16 protein-coding genes and 1 tRNA gene are annotated in these 18,632 nt (G+C 58.6%); 4 read left to right on the forward strand and 13 right to left on the reverse strand.

The annotated features are described in order from the left end of the window. The first annotated feature begins 185 nt into the window (after positions 1 to 185). The gene (locus LOC68_RS03425; RefSeq protein ID WP_230215798.1) at positions 186 to 2,201 is read left to right on the forward strand and encodes a fibronectin type III domain-containing protein; all 2,016 of its coding nucleotides are present in this window, start codon (positions 186 to 188) and stop codon (positions 2,199 to 2,201) included. Between the two features lie 9 nt (positions 2,202 to 2,210). On the opposite strand, the gene LOC68_RS03430 is transcribed toward LOC68_RS03425, so the two are convergent. The 3 genes from LOC68_RS03430 to LOC68_RS03440 form a co-directional block, all read right to left on the reverse strand. Further along, complete coding sequence (locus tag LOC68_RS03430) at positions 2,211 to 4,811, reverse strand: polynucleotide kinase-phosphatase (protein ID WP_230215800.1); 2,601 nt, start codon at positions 4,809 to 4,811, stop codon at positions 2,211 to 2,213. 70 nt (positions 4,812 to 4,881) lie between these two features. Further along, complete coding sequence (locus tag LOC68_RS03435) at positions 4,882 to 6,279, reverse strand: 3' terminal RNA ribose 2'-O-methyltransferase Hen1 (protein ID WP_230215802.1); 1,398 nt, start codon at positions 6,277 to 6,279, stop codon at positions 4,882 to 4,884. A gap of 1 nt (position 6,280) precedes the next feature. Next, positions 6,281 to 6,835, reverse strand: a complete 555-nt coding sequence (locus tag LOC68_RS03440) for an HAD family hydrolase (RefSeq protein ID WP_230215804.1) — start codon at positions 6,833 to 6,835, stop codon at positions 6,281 to 6,283. A 334-nt stretch (positions 6,836 to 7,169) separates the two neighbouring features. Here LOC68_RS03440 and LOC68_RS03445 point away from each other — a divergent pair, with 334 nt between their 5' ends. Next, entirely contained in the window at positions 7,170 to 7,712 is a 543-nt protein-coding gene (locus tag LOC68_RS03445) for a hypothetical protein (RefSeq protein WP_230215806.1), read from the forward strand. A gap of 8 nt (positions 7,713 to 7,720) precedes the next feature. Here LOC68_RS03445 and LOC68_RS03450 read toward each other — a convergent pair whose 3' ends face one another. Then, the gene (locus LOC68_RS03450; RefSeq protein WP_230215808.1) at positions 7,721 to 8,578 is read right to left on the reverse strand and encodes a cyclase family protein; all 858 of its coding nucleotides are present in this window, start codon (positions 8,576 to 8,578) and stop codon (positions 7,721 to 7,723) included. 176 nt (positions 8,579 to 8,754) lie between these two features. Here LOC68_RS03450 and LOC68_RS03455 point away from each other — a divergent pair, with 176 nt between their 5' ends. Further along, positions 8,755 to 9,696: a hypothetical protein gene (locus LOC68_RS03455; protein WP_230215810.1), complete on the forward strand. Its 942-nt coding sequence runs from the start codon at positions 8,755 to 8,757 to the stop codon at positions 9,694 to 9,696. Between the two features lie 14 nt (positions 9,697 to 9,710). On the opposite strand, the gene LOC68_RS03460 is transcribed toward LOC68_RS03455, so the two are convergent. Further along, on the reverse strand, positions 9,711 to 10,988 hold the full coding sequence (locus LOC68_RS03460) for an outer membrane protein assembly factor BamB family protein (protein WP_230215812.1): 1,278 nt from the start codon (positions 10,986 to 10,988) through the stop codon (positions 9,711 to 9,713). A 237-nt stretch (positions 10,989 to 11,225) separates the two neighbouring features. On the opposite strand from LOC68_RS03460, the gene LOC68_RS03465 reads away from it, so the two are divergent. After that, the gene (locus tag LOC68_RS03465; protein WP_230215814.1) at positions 11,226 to 11,693 is read left to right on the forward strand and encodes a hypothetical protein; all 468 of its coding nucleotides are present in this window, start codon (positions 11,226 to 11,228) and stop codon (positions 11,691 to 11,693) included. 668 nt (positions 11,694 to 12,361) lie between these two features. On the opposite strand, the gene LOC68_RS03470 is transcribed toward LOC68_RS03465, so the two are convergent. The 8 genes from LOC68_RS03470 to LOC68_RS03505 all read right to left on the reverse strand — a co-directional run bounded on the left by LOC68_RS03470 (position 12,362) and on the right by LOC68_RS03505 (position 18,586). Next, positions 12,362 to 12,553: a type II secretion system protein GspG gene (locus LOC68_RS03470; RefSeq protein WP_230215816.1), complete on the reverse strand. Its 192-nt coding sequence runs from the start codon at positions 12,551 to 12,553 to the stop codon at positions 12,362 to 12,364. Positions 12,554 to 13,085: 532 nt separating this feature from the next. Then, positions 13,086 to 13,697 (reverse strand): REP-associated tyrosine transposase, encoded by a 612-nt coding sequence (locus LOC68_RS28745; protein ID WP_390623340.1) that lies wholly within the window; start codon positions 13,695 to 13,697, stop codon positions 13,086 to 13,088. A gap of 390 nt (positions 13,698 to 14,087) precedes the next feature. Then, a tRNA-Val gene (locus LOC68_RS03480) sits at positions 14,088 to 14,161 on the reverse strand. A gap of 167 nt (positions 14,162 to 14,328) precedes the next feature. Next, a complete protein-coding gene (locus LOC68_RS03485; RefSeq protein ID WP_230215819.1) occupies positions 14,329 to 14,682 on the reverse strand; it encodes a Sec-independent protein translocase subunit TatA/TatB in 354 nt (117 codons plus the stop codon). Positions 14,683 to 14,739: 57 nt separating this feature from the next. Beyond that, positions 14,740 to 14,916, reverse strand: coding sequence for a Sec-independent protein translocase subunit TatA/TatB (locus tag LOC68_RS03490; RefSeq protein ID WP_255671044.1), 177 nt, complete (start codon positions 14,914 to 14,916; stop codon positions 14,740 to 14,742). A 224-nt stretch (positions 14,917 to 15,140) separates the two neighbouring features. After that, positions 15,141 to 17,291: a prenyltransferase/squalene oxidase repeat-containing protein gene (locus LOC68_RS03495; protein WP_230215821.1), complete on the reverse strand. Its 2,151-nt coding sequence runs from the start codon at positions 17,289 to 17,291 to the stop codon at positions 15,141 to 15,143. Positions 17,292 to 17,295: 4 nt separating this feature from the next. After that, positions 17,296 to 17,724, reverse strand: coding sequence for an ExbD/TolR family protein (locus tag LOC68_RS03500; RefSeq protein ID WP_230215823.1), 429 nt, complete (start codon positions 17,722 to 17,724; stop codon positions 17,296 to 17,298). Between the two features lie 43 nt (positions 17,725 to 17,767). Next, the gene (locus LOC68_RS03505) at positions 17,768 to 18,586 is read right to left on the reverse strand and encodes a MotA/TolQ/ExbB proton channel family protein (protein WP_230215825.1); all 819 of its coding nucleotides are present in this window, start codon (positions 18,584 to 18,586) and stop codon (positions 17,768 to 17,770) included. Positions 18,587 to 18,632 lie beyond the last annotated feature (46 nt).

The following is an 18,632-nucleotide window of genomic DNA, read 5'->3' on the forward strand; positions in this document are numbered from 1 at the left end:
CGTCGACGACAGCTGGGACCTATCGTCAGAACTACCCTATTTAGAACGACTTGGGATGGAGAGGTTCGATTTTTTCGGTTTCTGCCCAGAAATCGGGTAACCTTCCGTCCAATCTTCACCATAGAGTTGTAATGTTTCGCTACTAGAGACGATCTTTTCTGCGCGTCACGGAACGAAGGGTCCCCATGCATCAGCGATTTCTTCTCGGTCTGATTTTTTTGGTCGCGATCGCCGCCAGCTGGCCGGCAGCATCGACATGTCTCGCCGAGACCAAAACGCCTTCGCTGGATCACGTCGACTATCACCTCTTTCTGGTCGCCGGGCAAAGCAACGCGCAAGGTTGGCTCGGCGAAAATCGTGAAGGGCTGAACGAACCGATTCCGGTTCCCGAGCGCGGGACGGTCTTCTATTTCGATCCGGAACAGAAAAAGATTCTGGATGTGGTCGACGCCAAACCGGAAGCCTATGTCGGTAACGCCGCCGGGTTTCACAATCGATTTGCGATCGACTATCACGCCACGACCGGCAAGAAGGTGATCTTCGTTCATGGAGTGCATGGCAACTCCGGCATCGTCCCCGGCGTGCAGTATGGCGGGGGAAATTGGCCGGACGCCTACCGCGCCGCGCTTCGCGACAAATACCAAGCGTTCAAAACGACCGCGGCGGCGTCTAACTTTGCCGGCCAATGGGGACTGGCCGGGTTGATTTGGGGGCAGGGCGAAGCGGAAGAGTTTCTGCTGGCGCAAAACAAAAAGACGTTGCCGCAGTTGGAAAAGGCGCTCAGCGACTTGTTTGACGGCTTTGTGCAGGACTATGGCGACGACTACCCTGGCCAGCCTGGCTCGCTGATCAACGTGGTGTTGGTTTCGATCTTCGCCTATCCGAGCGGTTCGAGCGATCGCTTCTATCCCGACTCGCCCGCCTGGGCGGCGACGCGAGAGATGCAGCGGCATGTCGCCCAACAGCACGCTAGCGCTCGCATGGTTTACTTCCCCATCGAGAAAATCTTCACGCAGCAAGTCTGGCCGAACAACGCCGTCCACTACTACCAAAAGCAATACAACGAAATCGGCCGCGTCATGGCGCAAGAAATCGCCAAGCCCGGCAGCACGATCCAGATGCCGCAGCCTCCCAACAGCGCCGCCGCGAAAGCCGTTGGCGCCTGGCGGGTCGATCTGACGTGGCACGCGCCGGAAGGTGGCATCCCTGGTGAGTTGCCGGTCTATCGCATTTACCGCCGTCAGGCTGGCGAGTCGGCCTGGACCTGGATTTGGCAAACCGCGGAAGCGCCGGCAGACGGCCTGCACGATGAAAACGGCGTGCTTCCGAATACGACCTACGAATACCGCATCGGCGCTCGCAACGAGTTTGGAGAAGTCTTCAGTGACGTCGCCTCGGCGAAAACCGGCCGCTTGAGCGATAACCCGCTCGCCGCCTATCAAGAACTTGCTGAGCCCCAGAACGCCGCGGCGGTTGAAAAACTGTGGGCGGAACTTCGCGCCGGCGGTCATACGAAAGGCTTGCGTTCGCTGCACCTGATGACCAAAGGATCGAACGCCGCATCTGGGAAGATTTTCAACCTGGTTCGCGGGGCGGACGATCAGGGTCGGTTCGATTTCACCGCAAGCAATACGGTCGAGCGGGAAGAAGATGGCTACGTGTTCGCCGCTCCGTCCGGCGCTCAGACGGAGGCGCCGCTGATTCCAACCTACGGCCCGTTTACCTGCATGGCGAACCTCTCGTGGCTCCACTTTCCCGACGTGAACGAATCGTTCGGGCTCATGGCGCAAGGACGAGGCTATCCCGCTCCCCCAGAGAACTCGCGTTCGATCTTCTCGTACGGGCCCGCACCGCAAACCCTCAACTTCTACCACGAAGATCAAGTCGGCATGTTCCAGACCGGCGGCAAACGACCCGCCGTCGGGCAAGCGGAAACCTTCGCCCTCACCTACGACGGTCGGGACATGACCTGGCGACGGAGCGACAGCGAACCGATCGTCCATCCAAACACGATCTACTTCTTCAACATGCAAAACGCCCCCTTCGAGATCTACACCACTCCCAGCTCCTCCACCGAAGCGAACTTCAAAATCGCCTACCTGGCGGTCTGGAACCGAGCGATCGGCCCCGAGGAATTCGCTGCCGTGCAAACGATCTTGGCGAACCGCTTGCGTCTGCCTGCTAACGTCAGGCCTCGGTGACCAGCATTTTTATAGCCGCGGGTCGACAGGTTCGCTCTCCAGCGCCAACACGCCGAAGACGCATTCGTGCACGCGGCGGAGCGGTTCCTTGCGAACGAAGCGATCTAGCGACTCTAGTCCCAGGGCGAACTCACGCAGGGCGAGCGATCGTTTGCGGCCCAGGCTGCGACTGCGGAGACGAGGAAGGTTCTCGTCGCTGTCGTAGTCAGGGCTGTAGATGATCCGCAGGTATTCTCTGCCGCGGCATTTCACCGCCGGTTGAATCAGTCCCCGCTTCCCGCGCACGATCCAGTCGGCTGGTTTGACGACCATTCCTTCGCCTCCGGCGGCGGTCAATCCAGTCCACCAATCGATCCCGGCGGCGATGCTGTCCAGATCGGTCAGATCAACCACTCGGCAATTGGTCGCCTGCAGTACCTCCGCATCATGGCTGCAAATCTTCGCCAGCGTTTCCATGTGCCAGCAATGGCTCCGATCGGTGTGGACTTTCCCTTCGGTCGCCAATAGGTGAAACGGCGCGAGCTTCAAGTCGCGGATTGAAGCGACGTTCCAGCAATAGCGGCGATAGGCGTCGACGAAATGCGTCAGACTTTGCTGGCGATCCTGGAAACGGCCAACAATCGCATTTAGCTGCTGGTCATCTTCGGAAAGCAGGGCGGCCGCTTGCTGGAGCTTTTGAAGCGTCACTGGCAGCGCAGCATTTCCCGCGGCTCCAACTGCCGCATATTGCGAACGAAGAAGCTCCTGCGCTTTCGCCGACCAGGGCATCAGTTCGCAGTCGAGACAGACCCAGTTGGTCTGGTACTCTTCCCAGAATCCAGCGTTAATTAGCGCATCCCGCAGGCGATTGAGAAGTTCTTTTTCCTGTTCGACGTCGTTGAAGAATCTCCGGCCGGTGCGCGTGTAAATGACGCCTGCGTGGCCTTCGGTCACTCCGAAGCGATCGCACGCCGCTTCCTGATCGCGACAAACGACGACGACCGCCCGCGAGCCCATATGCTTTTCCTGACAAACGACCTGCGGAACTCCCTGGTTGCGGAAGTAGATGAACGCCTCAGCGGGGTGCTCGAGCAGTCCCGGTTCGTTCGACGTTTCACAGGGAGACATCGTCGGCGGCAAGTAGATCAGCCACTTCGGATCTGCGGCGAAACGGCTCATTACTTCGAGCGCGGCGACCGCATTTTCTTCCCGAATCGTCACGTTCCCTTGCAGCCGCGTCGAGACGATCCGCTTCCCCAACACGTCCTCTGCGTCGAGCAGATCGTCGTGCAAATGCTGCGCAGATCGTGGCGCCAATTGATCGGCGTCGAGAAAGGGCTTGGCCGACTCGCAATAAGTCCGTCGGGCCGGCTCCGAGATGAACTGCCGCTCGGGATAGCGCAGCGCCGTCAGCTTACCACCGAAGACGCAGCCGGTGTCGACGTTGACCGTGCCGTTGAGCCAATCCGGTTCCGGAACCGGCGTGTGCCCGTACACGACCATCGCCGAACCGCGATACTCGGCCGCCCAGTCATGCCGCACCGGCAGTCCAAACTGATCAGTTTCGCCGGTCGTCTCGCCGTAGAGGGCGAATTCGCGAACTTTGCCGGAGCCGCGTCCCTGATACGCCTCTTTCATCCCAGCATGAGCCACCACCAACTTGCCGTCGTCCAGCACATAGTGACTGACAAGACCATCCAGAAACTCCGCCAACTCTTTGCAGAACGGATCGCGAACGTCGGCCGCGAGCCCGTCAATCTCCGCTAGCGTTTCCGTCAAGCCATGCGTCACCTGGACGTTTTTCCCCCGCAATTTGCGGAGCAACTTCATGTCATGGTTGCCCGGAACGCACAGAGCGTTGCCGCTAGCGACCATACCAGCGACCAGCCGCACAACGTCCAAAACGCGCGGACCGCGATCGACCAGGTCGCCGACGAAAACCGCCTTGCGTCCTTCGGGATGAACGTAAACCGGACCGCTGACGAGAGACGGCCCCACCGGTGCGACCAGACTTGGCTGATAGCCAAGCTGCGCAAGCAGGCCCTCCAGTTCGTCGCAGCAGCCATGAACGTCACCAATAATGTCGAATGGACCATGCTCCTCTCGCTTGTCGTTCCAAAGGGGAACGCGTTCGATGCCGGCCGCGTCGATTTCCGTGACGCTGTTCAGAACGAAAATATGGCGGAAGCCTTCGCGTTTCAGCGACCGTAGCGAGCGGCGCAGCTGCGAACGTTGTTGCCGAATGACGTGCGGCCCGAACTGGCGATCCGCTCGATCGCAATTGCGGTCGTGACAAACGTCCTCGGGAGGATTCAACACGATCGCAACCGGCAAGCAGTGGTACTGCCGCGCCAGTTCGACCAGCGGCTTCCGCGATTCCTGCTGCACGTTGGTCGCGTCGACGACGGTCAATTGCCCTCGCGCAAGCCGTTTGGCGGCGACATAGTGCAGCACGTCGAATGCGTCTCGCGTCGCCGCTTGATCGTTTTCGTCATCGCTGACCAGACCGCGGCAATAGTCGGACGAGAGAACTTCCGTCGGCCGAAAGTGCATCCGCGCGAACGTACTCTTCCCCGATCCGCTTGGACCGATCAACACGACGAGCGATAGTTTTGGAATTTGGATGTTCAACGAGCCAGACCTCCGCTGACAAGACATAGTGTTGATCGCGGCTTTGAATTTCGTAGCGGACATGCTCCGCCTAGTCGCGTTGAAAGAGACTCATCTGCGTCGGCGTTCCGGCCGCAGGATCTTCGGGGCCGATCCCAATGAACCGTACCGCATAGCCATATCGCCGCCCGATTTCTTGGGCCCAGTCCTGGAATTGCTGGCGCGTCCACTCAAACCGGTGGTCGCCATGCCGAAACTGTCCTGCCGGCAAAGTCTCCCACATTACGTTGTATTCCTGATTCGGCGTCGTCAGCACGACGTTCTGCGGCCGCGCGAACTCGAATAGCACCCGCTCGAACGCCGACAACCGGGGAGGATCAAGATGCTCGATCACTTCGACGACCGCGGCTGCATCGAACCCTTCAAATCGCTTGTCACGGTAGATCAACGAGCCGTGAAGCAGCTTCACTCGCTCGGCCTGCCTTTCTGGACGACGATCGAGCTTCAACCGCCGCTCGGCGATCTCGAGCGCGCGGCTCGCAACGTCGACGCCGACGATTCGCTCAAATTGCCGATCTTCCAACAGTTCGCGCAGCAAGCGTCCTTCGCCGCAACCGAGGTCGATCACCGATTTCGCACCGCTGCTGCGTAGGGCGGCCAAGACCGCCCCATGACGCTGCTCGTTCAGGCTCAACGCCTTTTCGAGCGTCTCCTCGCGTCGGTCGCCCGGCGGTTCGTCGTCGAGCGCAGCCTCTCGCTCTTCGTCAACAAGCCGCGCCAGCGCCTGACGGTAGAGACTAGCGCGATGCGACAAATAGCGGCGGGTGATCTGCTCTTTCTCAGGATGCGCGGCCAGCCAGCCCCCACCTTTGAAGAGGAGTTTTTCGAGTTCGTCCTCACCGACGAAGTAATGCTTCTCGTTGTCAAAGACCGGAATGAGGACGTACAAATGGGTCAGCAGTTCCGCCAGAGTTTTCGTCGCGCGGATCGTCACCGAGTAGTAAGAGCTTTCTCCCCATTCCGGAAACTGCTCGTCCAGCGGATGCCGAACCGCTTCGACCTCGTATCCCAGCGGCTCAAATAATCGAGCGAGCAAGCCGGCGTCTCCTCGAACCGGCAGTACGTCGATCCGAGCGGTCAGAGGAATCGGCGTGCTGACCAACTTCGGGCGATCTTTGCATCGCCCGCCAAGCGCCGTTCCGAAGACTTGCGAAATGGCGACGCTCATCAGCGACGACGCGCAGTAAGGACGATCGTTGACGTACTGGCCGATGCCAAAACTTGCGTCGCGTCGTTTGCCGCGGACCATCTCGACCGAATCGACGTCAAGCAACAAACAAGCGGTGCAGGTCTCCGCCGACGCTTCGGGGTAAAAGACGTGCGCCTTCCCAAAGCTGAGATCAAAGCTCTGCAACCGACCGGGGCGTTTGTGCAACAAGTACCCCAGATCGGCCGCCGGCGGATGGGTGGTAGAAATCGACAACAGCATGTTAGTAGTGCGCCTTCCAATTACGCTTTTCCAAACCGCGCACGTCAGCCGTATCCGCCAACGCTTCCAGGTAATTCGCTAGTCTTCGCAACAAGTCGTCTTCCGGTTCTCCCCGAAACTCCGGCACGTAGATCGCGTTCCCATAGCTTCGCTCCACCTTTTGCGGCGTATCGTCAACGATGAGCGTCTTGGCCAAATCGAAACCGTGCCGTCTCACCTTCCTCAAATCTTTCACATAGTACGTTTCGCGCCACTCGGGGTCGTAACAGCGCACACAGCGATCACGGCTCCAGACAAACTCCAAGTGAAGGTCCGCTGGCAGCGCGTACGTTCGCACCACCGCCAGATAGCCAGCATCCGCCGTCGACCACAGGGCGATTCGATAACGACGATAACAGTGCTGCAAAAACTCTTGCAGATAAGGGCGCAAATAGACGTGATAGGGTCCGAATCGAAAATCGGGCGCATGCGCAAGCCGCCTCTCGGTCGCAAACAACAACGTTTCGTCGACGTCAAGAATCAACAGGCTCGACTTCGTCGCCGCGATCTCGTTCACAGACAGCCTAATCGCCCTTTCTTGCGTACTCAAAGGAAAGATATTCCGATTCCGACGAAGACACGCCAACGGGGAAATGGTTCGTCGGACAACGGCATCCCAGGGCTTATTCGCCTGGCGAGAATACTACGAAAACTATTTCCCTAGGGTCATCGTCTGCTTAGTAACGCCAAACCGATAGCAATACCGACCTGCCTGTGTGGCAATTCGCCTTTTGGATGACTCCATGAAGACTTTCCTACTAGTTGTCGTAGCGATCAGTATTACTGTGGCGATCCTGGTAGCGACCCTCCAATCTGGCCGCCCCACGCCAGAAGTTGCCGTACTGAGGGGCATGGCTTGGCGGTCGAATCCACTCGACCACGTCGTCCCCAATAGCTCGGCGCTCTCTCAGGAGGAGCTATCGCGGGAAAAGTTCTCCTGCTTTACGTTTGGGTCTTTCCATCGCCAGTCTGGTACGACTGATCTACGCATTGACGCCGACGGCAAGGGGACCCTCGATCTTTGGCAGGATACCGATCTCGCTCGCGAACGACTTCAGGCGACGTTTACCCTCGAGCCCCAGGAGCTCGACGAACTCTGCCGACAACTTCGCAACGTGAAATTTGCCGAGCTGAATGACGAGTACAACGCCAACGCCGCCAAGTCGATCGTTGACGCTACTTTCATCTCCGACGACGAATCGATCGCCATCTCGGTCGGCTGTGGGGAAGTGACGAAGCAAGTCGTGTGCCTAGGAAACTATCCTCCGGCGATCGTCACGTTGACGAACTACATCGATCAAGAGATTCTGCCTCGGCACAAGAAGGCCATCGACGAGGCGAAGCCTGTTGAGCAGGAGGAAGGATTCTCGTTTCAAGGCAGTACGGTGAAATAGCCGGCCTCTCACGGCAAGATCGCAAACACCCGCGCCGGAAAGCCCGAGCCTTTCAGCGGCTTCGGAAAGGTCACGACCGCCAGCGCTCCTTGCTCCGGCAATTGATCAACGTTGGTCAGCAGCTCGATCTGGTAGTGATTCGTCCCCAGGACATAAGTCTCCAGCGTGTAGTCATCTTTCGCGGTCGAAAGGCCGGGATCGGTGTCGGTCGTCTCGTGGCCGCTCGCGGTGATCTTTCGCGTTTCGTAGAGATAGGTCAGAACCTCCTGGCTCCAGCCGGGATAGTGGGGCGTTCCCGCTGCGTCTTCGTTGCGCATCGCCTTGGCGTCGGGCCACCGTTTTGACCAATCGGTCCGCATCACGCAAAAGGCGCCTTTCGGGACTTCGCCGTATTTCTCTTCCCAGGCCTTCACATCTTCCATGCGAATGACGTAGTCCGGATTCTGTTCGACCGCTGCATGGACGTCGAACACGACCAGCGGCAGGATCATTTCTTCCGGCTTGATCTCGTCGATCGTCCGCAATCCTTCCACGAAATGCGCCGGCGGATCGCAGTGCGTTCCCCATTGCCCGACGATCTGGTACCGCTGGGCGAAGAAACCGGAGCCCATTAATCCCGGGGCAGGCTTGTACGAGTAGATCGTCTCCAGCTCTTCATCCGGAAATCCGGGCCAATGTGGGATGCCAGGCTCAAAGGAATGGGTCAGATCGACGAACTCCTTTTTAGCGAGCAGCTCGTGGATTTCCCACAGGCTCGGCTCCTGCGTTTTGGCCGGGACGCCGATCGCCTTGTGAGAACTGTCGCAGCCGAGGGCGAGTGCAACCACTAGATAGGACGTAACGCCGAGGCCGAGGCGCAGATTCATGACTCGTTTTCCCGCAGGAGGTGCGAAGCGAACTCCGCGATTCTAACCGGTTGCCGGCGGGACGGCGAATTCGCCCATCCAAGACGCTGCATAAACGCGAACGCCGCTGGAAATCGTGATCGCATTACGCGAGAATTCAGCGACATCAACGATTGATAGACCAAGAGGAATTGAACGTGCCGAATGACATTCGTGAGCGACTCATCCAAGCCAAGGCGCAACTTCGCAGCAAACAGAAGCTGGACGCCATGCTCGAAGAAGAGCGGGTACAACTTGGTTCGCTGCAAGAGAGTTGCAGTCGGATGGCGCGGATCCTCGACAAAGAAAAAGCGGACGTCGACAATCTCGAGGGCTTCAGTCTGGTCGGCTTGTTCTATTCGATCCTCGGAACCAAAGAAGAGCGACTGGAAACCGAGCGGCAAGAGTATCTGGCCGCCAAATTGAAGTACGAAGAGAGCGCCGAAGCGGTCGACGAAGCGCAGCGGGAAATCGAGGAACTGGTCGCCCAACTCGCCGTGCTCAAGGATGCCGAGAGCGAATACAACCAACTGCTAAAAGAGAAAGAAAAATTCCTCACTCAGAACGGCGACCCGACTATTGCCGCCATCCTGAAACTGAACGATCAGGTAGTCGACCTGGAAGCGGATCGCAAGGAACTTTACGAAGCGATCCGAGCCGGCACGACCGCCTTACGGTCGCTGGAGTCGGTCCGCAGCGATCTCAATTCCGCCGAGAACTGGGGAACCTGGGATATGCTGGGCGGCGGGGCCGCGTCGACTTGGATCAAACATTCCCGTATCGACTCGGCCCGACGGCAAGCCCAAGTCGCCCAACGACACCTGCGACACTTCCAAAAAGAACTCGCCGACGCCGACGAACGACTCCAGGTTTCGCTCAGCGACTTCGGCAGCTTCCTGACCTTCGCCGACTATTTTTTCGACGGCTTGATCGTCGACTGGGTCGTGCAGTCAAAAATTCAAAACGCTTCGAGCGCCTGCGGAACCGCCATCCGGCAGGTTTCGTCGGCAATCTATAAATGCCGCCATCGGCACGCGGAAACCGAAGCCAAACTCGACCAGCTCGCCGACGAGCGGCGCCGGCTGATCGAAGAGGCGTAGAAGGGGAGGAGCTGCTATTTCCCCACGCAGAACAGAGTTGACGTGCCGCGGATGAGCAGACGACCCGGACCGGGCACCGGCGAGGCGATCACCGATTCGCCCATGTCGTTTTCGTCCAGCAGCTTGAAGCCGTCGCGAATGTCAGCGACCAAGACGACGCCGTCTTCCCGCGGGGCGTAAAGGATGCCGCCGGCGATCAGCGGCGATCCATAGTAGTTGGTCCGATGTTTGGGAAAGGCGCCTTCCCAAATGGTTTTGCCGGTTGCCGGGTCGAAGCACGTGACTTTCCCTTTGTCCCCCACCAGATAGATCTTGTCTTGATAAACGATCGGCGAAGGAACAAACGTGCCGATGTCGTCTCGATCCCACAAACGATTGGTTTCGGTGACGTCTCCCTCTCCTTGCAGACGCACGCCATGCAGCCGAGGAATCCCGCGATCGTTGCGACCATAAGCGATCACCGCGACATCCCCCACCACGACCGGCGTGGCGATCGTCGGCCACAGCTTGTTCCCATCGGGGTTGAAGCCGCCGCAACTCCAGACCAGTTTTCCCGTTTTGGCGTTATGGATCGTGAGGTGTTCGCCGCCCCAGGTAAGCAGCGACTCTTCGCCTTGAAATTCAATCACGACCGGCGTGGAATAGCCGTGATCGCATTCCACTGGGGTTTCGTAGTTGCGGGCAACTTTCCAGGCCAATTCGCCGGTCGCTTTGTCAAACGCCGCCAGCCACGATTCCCCTTGGTGCATCCGGGCCATGACCACAAAATCTTGCGTCAGCACCGGCGACGTCCCGTGATCCCAAAACAGCGTGTCGGGTCCGTAACGTTCGACCAAATTGGTTTCCCAGGCGGTCTTGCCTTGCAAATCGACCGCCGCCAGCGTGCCGCTTTTGAAGTAGACGAAAACATGCTTGCCGTCCGTGGTGGGCGAAGCGTTACAACCCGAGCCGTTGCGATGCTTGCCGGGGTTTTCGCCACCGAACTGAACGTTCCATAACGGCTTGCCGTCGGCGTCCAGAGCGATCAGCGCGTCTTTGCCGTCGATCGGAGCGGTGACGTAAATCGCGTCATGCCAAACGATCGGAGTCGAACATCCTTTCCCGGAGAACTCCGTTTTCCACAGCACCTTCTCAGCGTCCCACTCGGTCGGCAAATCGACCAGCGGCGAACTCCCCGTATCGTTGGGTCCCCGCCATTTCGGCCAATCGGCCAACTTCTCGGCGGAGGCGACGTTTGCGGCAGAGAGCACAACAGCGAGGGCGAGCAGTGCCAACAAGCGAATGAGCGGCATAGGAAGGGTTCCGCGGGAGGGAGGGAGAGAAAGATCGCGATCAACTGCCTGCATTCTGCCGGACGGAGGGCGCCCGGTCAACGATGTGGCGGCCCGAAGATCAGACAGGCCAACCGTGCAATCCGGCCGTCTAGCTGAGAATGTTTGCCAATTTTGACGAAACCCTTGCGGTCGAGAGGAAAATGAGTAAAACCGCTCGCGACGAAATTCGATCCAACGGCGAATGGAACAGGAAAAATGAACTATTACACGATGAACACGGGGCACAAGGAATTCTGCCCGCGAGTTGAGATCGGCGACGAAGCAATCGATGAGCTTTGGAGCTTTATGTCCGACGACGGCTGGCGTCCAATTCCAATCATGCCTGGATATTCTGTGGACGTGAGTCTGCCGAAGTTCGGCCTCTTCGCCACAATCGCCCGTCGTGAGAACAAGAACATATACCCCGTCGCGGCGCTAGGCGTGATCGACAACGAAGAGGACGCCCGTCAGGTCTGGAAACGGCTCGAGAGCGACTATCTGAGACTCGGCGATCGACCGGGCTACCGATCAGCGGATCTCGCTGTTCCCCGCATGCCGAATTCGGTCCCGTGGTGCACCGTCTATCGACTAGAACCGATCGACGTGGGGACGCTCTGGATTACGATCTTCGAACGCGCGTTGGCTTGGACTTGGATTGAATGGAGGAAGCGTCCAGGGCCGTAACCACACGCTTCAGCGACTCGAATAACCAAAATCGTACAGAGGGACGACCATGTTGTACGGTTTCCAGACGAGCCTACCGTCGTCCACATTCGCTAGGAATGGCAGTGATCACAATTGGCGATTACGCGTTTCGGTGCGAATGAAAAACCCCGCCCAACTTGGTGCCGGCGGCGTTTTTGTGCTTTGTTGCGTACGCAGGGGTTCGAGTGCGACTTGCTCCTGGACCACAGGAACAAGTTTATGCGTTCGTAGAATCAATTCCAGTCACGGGACTAGAGAAGTAGCTTACGCACTTTCGACTTGATCTGTTGCATTCGACGAGAGATCGATGCATGGCCTTGCAGACCTAGCTCATTCGCAATTTCCGCTTGAGTTTTCCCTTGCCGGATCGCGACCAACAATGTTCGATCTCGGCGGGGTGGCACTGTTAGCCAATCGCTTTCTTCGGGTGGCGTTGTCGTCTGCGACGGTGTCTTCATTCGGAAAGGGGCGTTTCGCCGATAAACTTCGACGAAGTATTATACGTTCGAAGCGAAGCGAATTGGCAACACCATCGAGATGCGAACCCACTACAATCGTCCGGCATGAAGAGCACTGTCGCAGACGACAGTGGCACCCAAGAGGAGAACGTCCGTCAGTGCCACCCCGCCGGGAAAATCAACAGGCTGCTAGGGGACAAATTCGCCCGTTTTAATCTTGGTAACCTCTTCTAGATGAGCCAGCTTGCCATCAAAAGTAAACTCCCAATCCTCGTCCTCTCCATCTCCGCCAATCTTGTCGTCACGTCCTAGGCTCCAAACGCGCACGACCGATTCTCCATCCGATTGCCAATGTAGCGGCCGCCCCCAGTCATCGATCATTTTGCAATCGCGATTTGGTAACTCCGGCATTTCGCCGGGATCGGTCGGAACTTTGCCGTGCAGGCTCCAGTAATCGCGAATTCGAAGACTCGTGACGCGAAGTGCTCCATAGGTCTGAGATCCGGGCGGCGCTAAATCGACAAATGTCCCCACGATCGTTCGACATCCCACGCAGGCGGAGGTGACGAAAAAGATGGCGATCAGTCCAGCGGATCTATTGCGAATCATCTTTTTTGTTCTCGTGTTTTAGAGGAGGACCGAACCCAAATTTTTTGGCAGCGTCAGCAAATTCATGATTCGTGTAATTTACGCAGTTGAACCAGAAGGCTGAATAGCGATCTTTGTCTAATGCTCGTTCATTTTCCATAAATGTGAACCAAGCAATGTCCTCTTTCGGAGTCGTCCGCAAAGTGGAAACGATATGTTTAGCATTGAGTTCGTAGTTCAGATCCCTCTTAATCTGGCCTTCGGCGGGGTGGCACTGTTTGCCAATCTTATTCTTCGGGTGCCACTGTCGTCTGCGACAGTGTCTTCATTCGGAATGGGGCGTTTGCAAGCCTCCAACATCCCAGAACTCGGACGGAATTCGATTAAGTCTTGGCAAATGCGTTTCGACGACTCCCGATTCATGGAATCGCATGCTTGACCATTTCCAATCGACCGCTCGGCGGCAAAGTCCTCTTCGGACGGGGTTCTCGTGAATGTACTCGATCGCCGCTTCTACGGCCCCCCGGTCGTACAAATTACGATCGTAACCGGAGCCTTCTTGCCAGAAGCGAAAGCAATGTTGGCCTGGTCGGGTCTGGATCGTCAACTCATCCAAGAGTTGCGACCGAGCTTCAACAAGCATCGCCTTTATTTTCGCCGAGGAAGAACGCTTCATTCGTTGCAGCAATCGACTAATGTTCGCATCGTGCGTCGTCGGCAAGACCAAGAGATGAACATGCTCCGGCATGAAGACCATCGCAACCAGTGGACAATGCTCGGTCAGACACGCGTCATCGATCGCACGAGCGAAGATTGTCCGCCACGCGTCGTTGGTCAACAGTGGACGACGACGGTAACAGGAAAACGTCAGTTCATGGAAGTGACCAGGAACATGAAAATGCTTTACCCGTTTACGGTGCGACGCTTCGCCGTTCATGCCTTGCAAGGTATTGCATCGTCTGTCGAAAGTCAATAGAATGGCTTGGCAGTATTCGTCTGGACTCTTAAAGGCGGCGAACCTACGAGCTCATCGGGCCGAAGAGCACTGTCGCAGACGACAGTGGCACCCAAGAGGAGAACGTCCGTCAGTGCCACCCCGCCGAAGAGGTCGCCCAGAAGCACTACATGCAGATTCGCGAGACCGATTTCGCCAACGCGATTCAGCAATCAAGCGCGGCGCAAAAAGCGGCGCAGACATCATTCGACGTAACGAGACAAGGCGAGCCATCCAAGGGACTTGAACTGCGTCCGAAACGCAAAAGTCCCGAGAATGTCTCGCCTTGTCTACCTACGTCGTTCGTTGACTTGACGAATCAAAATCAACTGATGGGCGATATTGGACTCGAACCAACGACCTCCGCCGTGTGAAGACGGCGCTCTAACCAGCTGAGCTAATCGCCCGTGTTTGGGTGGGAGTTTGATCCCAACCTGGCTCGTCGCTAAAAGGGACGAACCTGAGGAGGTCCGGGTTCGCTTGTTCGGCGAAATTGACCTCGTCAGGTTCGTCAGTTTATCGGTTTTCCCCGGCGCCGACTAGCGGATATCTGGGGCGGGGGGGACAAAATCGGTTAGCCGTTTTCCAGCTTCTGCGGTTCGGCCGGCGGGGGCTCGAACTTCGGTGCAGTCGCTTCGGCGTAGTCGTCATAGTCGTCGTAGTTCGAAGAGCTGACCGATTTCGAGGAATAGCCGCGGTCGTTGACCGTGTCCTCGACTTCTTTGGTGGCGCTATGGAACTCCGACTGGATGTCGCTAAGCCCTTTCTTGAAGTCGGCGTAGCTGCGCCCCAGCGAACGGGCGACCGACGGCAGATTCTTGCCGAACAGGAGCACCGCCAGCACGGCGACGATCATCATCTCTTGCATTCCCAAGCCGCCCAGAAATCCGAAGATTACCGGCATGGAAACGACGGGTAGAGTCAACATCAGGACAGTACCTTCGTTCAATACGCGAATGGAGAAAAAGTGACGCGATCGGGCGAGTTACGCCTTTTTCGCTTCCTCTTCGTCCTCATCGTGAACGGGCTTATCCTTCATCCCCGACTTGAATTCGCCCACGCCTTGTCCCAGGCTGCGCATCAATTGGGGAAGTTTGGTAGATCCAAACAACAGAAGAACGATGAACAACACAATCAGAAGTTCTTGCCAGCCTAAACCCATGTTCTTACCTCGTTGTCAAACGAAGACGGAGATAGAACACGCAACCAAGTAGGCGAAAGCGGGTAAGCGCCTCTAGCGGGCCCTACCAGAACCAATACTCGTGCGGTCCTTTGCGCAAACCAAATGCGCGAAGGGTGCGGCGCCTTGCCGCATCCAACGGTCAATTTTACTCGTCCTCCCCTAACTGTAAAGGGAACAATTACTAGCAGAGGAGTGCGGGTATCCTAGCGCGGGGCCAGATTTTCCGGTTTTGACGAGATTCGGACCCCTCCGGCCGGGACCTGCAGCGGCGCCTGGGCGACCGGAGCAGGGCGGTTCTGAAGGTCATAATAGATGGGAAGATAGCGAAAATAGACTTCCAGGGACAACGTCGCCATCGCGGTCGAATAGACTCGCCCCCCGTAGCAGCCCCAGACGGTGTCTGGATCCCAGCTCCCCGCTTCCAGGCCGCCGGCTCGTTGGCTGGTCAGCAGCTGACGCTGCAGCGACGCGCTCCAGGCATGCCACCGTTCTCCCTGCAGCTGGTGCATCCCGATGGTGCCGTAGTACCAGAAGTAAAGGTTCGGCCGGCCGGGGCCTGGCTCAAACCGAGCCAGGTAGTTGGCCGCTTCCTCGACCGTCTCCTTGCTGTTCTCCGCATCCATAAAGACGCGGCAGACGAGGGCCTCGGCGGTCATTACCGGGGTGGTCCGTTCGCCGGGACGATAACTGGCCAAACCGTTGTGGTCGCCGGAGGAGACGCTGCGCAAAAAGCGAGTCATCAATTCGCGGGTTCGCTCGGGAGTTTCAATCCCCGACAGTTGGGCGCTGTGGAGCGCCAAAACCTGCCAACCGAACTGGCTGGTATCTCCGAGGTCGCCCGGCTGATAGCGCCAACCGCCCGAGGTTTGATGCTGCGACTGGAACGAGTAGTTCAGCGCCGCTTCCAGGGCAGGGCGAATCCGATCGTCGCGAGTCATTGCGTACGCTTCGCTCAGGGCGAGCATCGCGATCCCGTGGCAGTACATCTGGGCAAACAGGCGAGCGTCGCCGGCCAGCGATCCGGTATCGTGCTGGTGCGAGATGATGAACTCGAGCCCGTGCTGCACGTTGGTCCGGTGTTTCCCTTCCAGGTGCGTATGACCGCGAGCCATGAAGGCGAGCACCGCCAGGCCGGTCACGCCGGTATCGGCGTCGGCGCCAGCGCCGTAACGATCATGTCCCAGGACTTTCTGTTCGTTGCCGGCCGAGTGACGACTGGCGTCCCAGCGACCGTCATCTTCTTGATTCGCGGCTAGCCAAACCAGCGCGGCGTCAATCGACGCTTCAATCCGCGGGTCGCCACCCTGGGCTTGGATGATGTCTTTTTGGTTGTCGGCGACGCGGGCCTGCATTGCCAACGGAAGGGGCGAAGCGGCCAACGTGCGGCGACTGGTCGCCGGGACCGGAACTCCCAGCTGATCGAGCTGGGCCAGTTTCTTCTGATCGCCCGAAGCGCGAGCCGACGCCAGTTGAGCCGGCGTGCCGTCCGAACCTTCCGGCGACGTGGCGGTCGGTCCGTCAAAACGATTGTCGGCGGCGCGCAGCTGATCGATTTCGCTTTGAATCGCATCGGCCGGCGCCGCGGTGGCGGCCATCTCGGCCAGCTGATGGATCTGATCGTCCATGTGACGATCGTCCTGGCTCGGTTCGATCTGCGGCGGGGTCGCTTCGGGCACGGTCGGTCCGGTCGAATCGCGACGAGCCAAGGTAGGCGCCATCGGCGTGTTGCCCATCGCGTCGATAACCTCAGCAGCCGCTTCGGCAGCGACTGGCGCGGCGGCGACCGCAGCAATTTCGGCGGCGGCAATCATCGAGCCGCGCGGCGCGATCGACGGTTCGACCGGGGCCGTATGGTTTTCGACAAGCTCGGTCGGCTCGGCCATTTCGACCGGCGGCGCGATCGCTTCGCTTAGCGGCGCATCTTCCAGCGGCCAATCTTGCGGCGCGTCGGCGGCGACGGCCGGTTGACTGTCAGGTCGGGCCAACGGCGCCGCTTGCGGCGACGGCAGTTGGGCGACGTTGGTCACATCCCACGGCTTGGCTTGCGCTTGCTCTGGCGACTGGCGGTCGGTTTTTTCTTCAAAAGCGACGTTTGAGAGTTTGAAGCTCAGCGGCGCCGGCGTGCGAGCCGGCCCCGGCGAAAAGAGCTGCGTCATGTGGGCGTAGGCGATCAACAGCAAGTGAGCGAAGATCGACAGAACGACGCACTTCGAGAGCGGTTTGGCCTGGCCCCAGCGGGTCTGCATCAAGACGAGCAGTGAGATCGTCAAAACGGCGAGCCCGACCCACATGACGTTCCAGATCACGTGGGAAGAGAGCCAGGTCGAATTGGCGTCGGCCAGCAAAGCGCCCATGGAACTATCTCGTATTCGTTTCTCGTTGCGCCAAACGAACGGAGATGCCCATCTCGTTGATTCCTGCGCTGCGGCAAGCGTTCAACACCGAGGCGACGTTTTGAAACGGGATTTCGGCGTCGCCGCGAACCAGCACGCCCAGATCCTCATATTCGCCGCGAGCGGCGGAGAGCGCCATTTGCAGCTGTTCGATGTCCAATTCCTGGCGATCGAGCATGATCCGCCCGTCGCGATAAATGTTGACCACCTTCCGCTCAGGCGCGGCGGTCAGCGCGCCGACGTCGTTGACGGCGGGAACTTCGAGCCCGATCTTCCGTTCGAGCTCGGTGAATTTCGTACCGACCATGAAGAAGATGATCAACAAGAAGACGATGTCGATCATCGGCGTCAAGTTGAGCGTCGGCGTCTCGTCGATGTGCGTTTTAAGAGGCACCTTCCTGGCTCCTTTGTGCGAGCGATTCCGTTCGCCCTAGCGGTTACGCGGCTCGACGGGACGACTTCTTGGCGCCGCCGCGACGTTCTTTCCAACCATCCGACGCGATCGCGTTGACCACTTCCTGGCCCAGCGAGTCGATCTCCATCACCAGCCGATCGACTCGGCCGACGAAGAAGAGATACGCAATCAGGGCCGGCAGCGCCACCGTCAAACCGGCGGCCGTGGTCAGCAGCGCCTGGCTAATGCCGGCGGCCAGCAATTCAGGTCGGCCCATCGCATCGGCCGTGGCGATCGCATTGAACGCTTGAATCATGCCGAGCACCGTACCGAGCAACCCCAGCAGCGGGCTAATCGTCGAGATGCCGTTGAACAGACGGAGATAGCGACGCAGTCCGTTGGTGACTCGTTCGCCGCTGTCGATGATCGCTTGTTCGACTTCGACCGACGAGCGTCCCCACTTCTTTACCGCGGCCGAGAAGACCTCGGCGACCGGGCTCCGGTTCTCTTCGCACAGGGCGAGCGCTTCGTCCTGATCGATTTGACCTTCGCGGAGCTGTTCGAGAAACCGCTTCACGAACGGGCGCGGAATGACGCGGCCGGCTCGCAGGCTGATCGCTCGTTCAAAGACGAAGACCAGCAGCAAAAACGAGCAGAGGACGATGGGATACATCAGCAAGCCGCCGTCGCGAATGGCTTGCAGCATATTCTTGGTCGGAATCGGCGACTCGGCCGCTGCGGCCAGCGCGTCAGCGCCTTCTTGCGCGAACGCCGGCGCCGCGAGAATCATGCCCCCAAACGCCGCGATGATCGCCAATTGGCGGAGTCCTCGTCCGGCGGTTCGTAGCTGACTGACATCCATTTCAGTAAACTCCCGATCTTCCTAAGCCGGCGTGGGGCGATGCCGG

Source organism: Blastopirellula sediminis (assembly GCF_020966755.1).
Taxonomy (GTDB): Bacteria; Planctomycetota; Planctomycetia; order Pirellulales; family Pirellulaceae; genus Blastopirellula; species Blastopirellula sediminis.

Excerpts from the sequence above, each read along its gene's own strand:
- LOC68_RS03490 (WP_255671044.1), bottom strand. The coding sequence starts at position 14,916 with ATGGGTTTAGGCTGGCAAGAACTTCTGATTGTGTTGTTCATCGTTCTT.
- LOC68_RS03460 (WP_230215812.1), bottom strand. The coding sequence starts at position 10,988 with ATGCCGCTCATTCGCTTGTTGGCACTGCTCGCCCTCGCTGTTGTGCTC.
- LOC68_RS03485 (WP_230215819.1), bottom strand. The coding sequence starts at position 14,682 with ATGTTGACTCTACCCGTCGTTTCCATGCCGGTAATCTTCGGATTTCTG.
- LOC68_RS03445 (WP_230215806.1), top strand. The coding sequence starts at position 7,170 with ATGGCTTGGCGGTCGAATCCACTCGACCACGTCGTCCCCAATAGCTCG.
- LOC68_RS03425 (WP_230215798.1), top strand. The coding sequence starts at position 186 with ATGCATCAGCGATTTCTTCTCGGTCTGATTTTTTTGGTCGCGATCGCC.
- LOC68_RS03465 (WP_230215814.1), top strand. The coding sequence starts at position 11,226 with ATGAACTATTACACGATGAACACGGGGCACAAGGAATTCTGCCCGCGA.
- LOC68_RS03450 (WP_230215808.1), bottom strand. The coding sequence starts at position 8,578 with ATGAATCTGCGCCTCGGCCTCGGCGTTACGTCCTATCTAGTGGTTGCA.
- LOC68_RS03505 (WP_230215825.1), bottom strand. The coding sequence starts at position 18,586 with ATGGATGTCAGTCAGCTACGAACCGCCGGACGAGGACTCCGCCAATTG.
- LOC68_RS03470 (WP_230215816.1), bottom strand. The coding sequence starts at position 12,553 with ATGATCGATGACTGGGGGCGGCCGCTACATTGGCAATCGGATGGAGAA.
- LOC68_RS03435 (WP_230215802.1), bottom strand. The coding sequence starts at position 6,279 with ATGCTGTTGTCGATTTCTACCACCCATCCGCCGGCGGCCGATCTGGGG.
- LOC68_RS28745 (WP_390623340.1), bottom strand. The coding sequence starts at position 13,697 with ATGAACGGCGAAGCGTCGCACCGTAAACGGGTAAAGCATTTTCATGTT.
- LOC68_RS03495 (WP_230215821.1), bottom strand. The coding sequence starts at position 17,291 with ATGGGCGCTTTGCTGGCCGACGCCAATTCGACCTGGCTCTCTTCCCAC.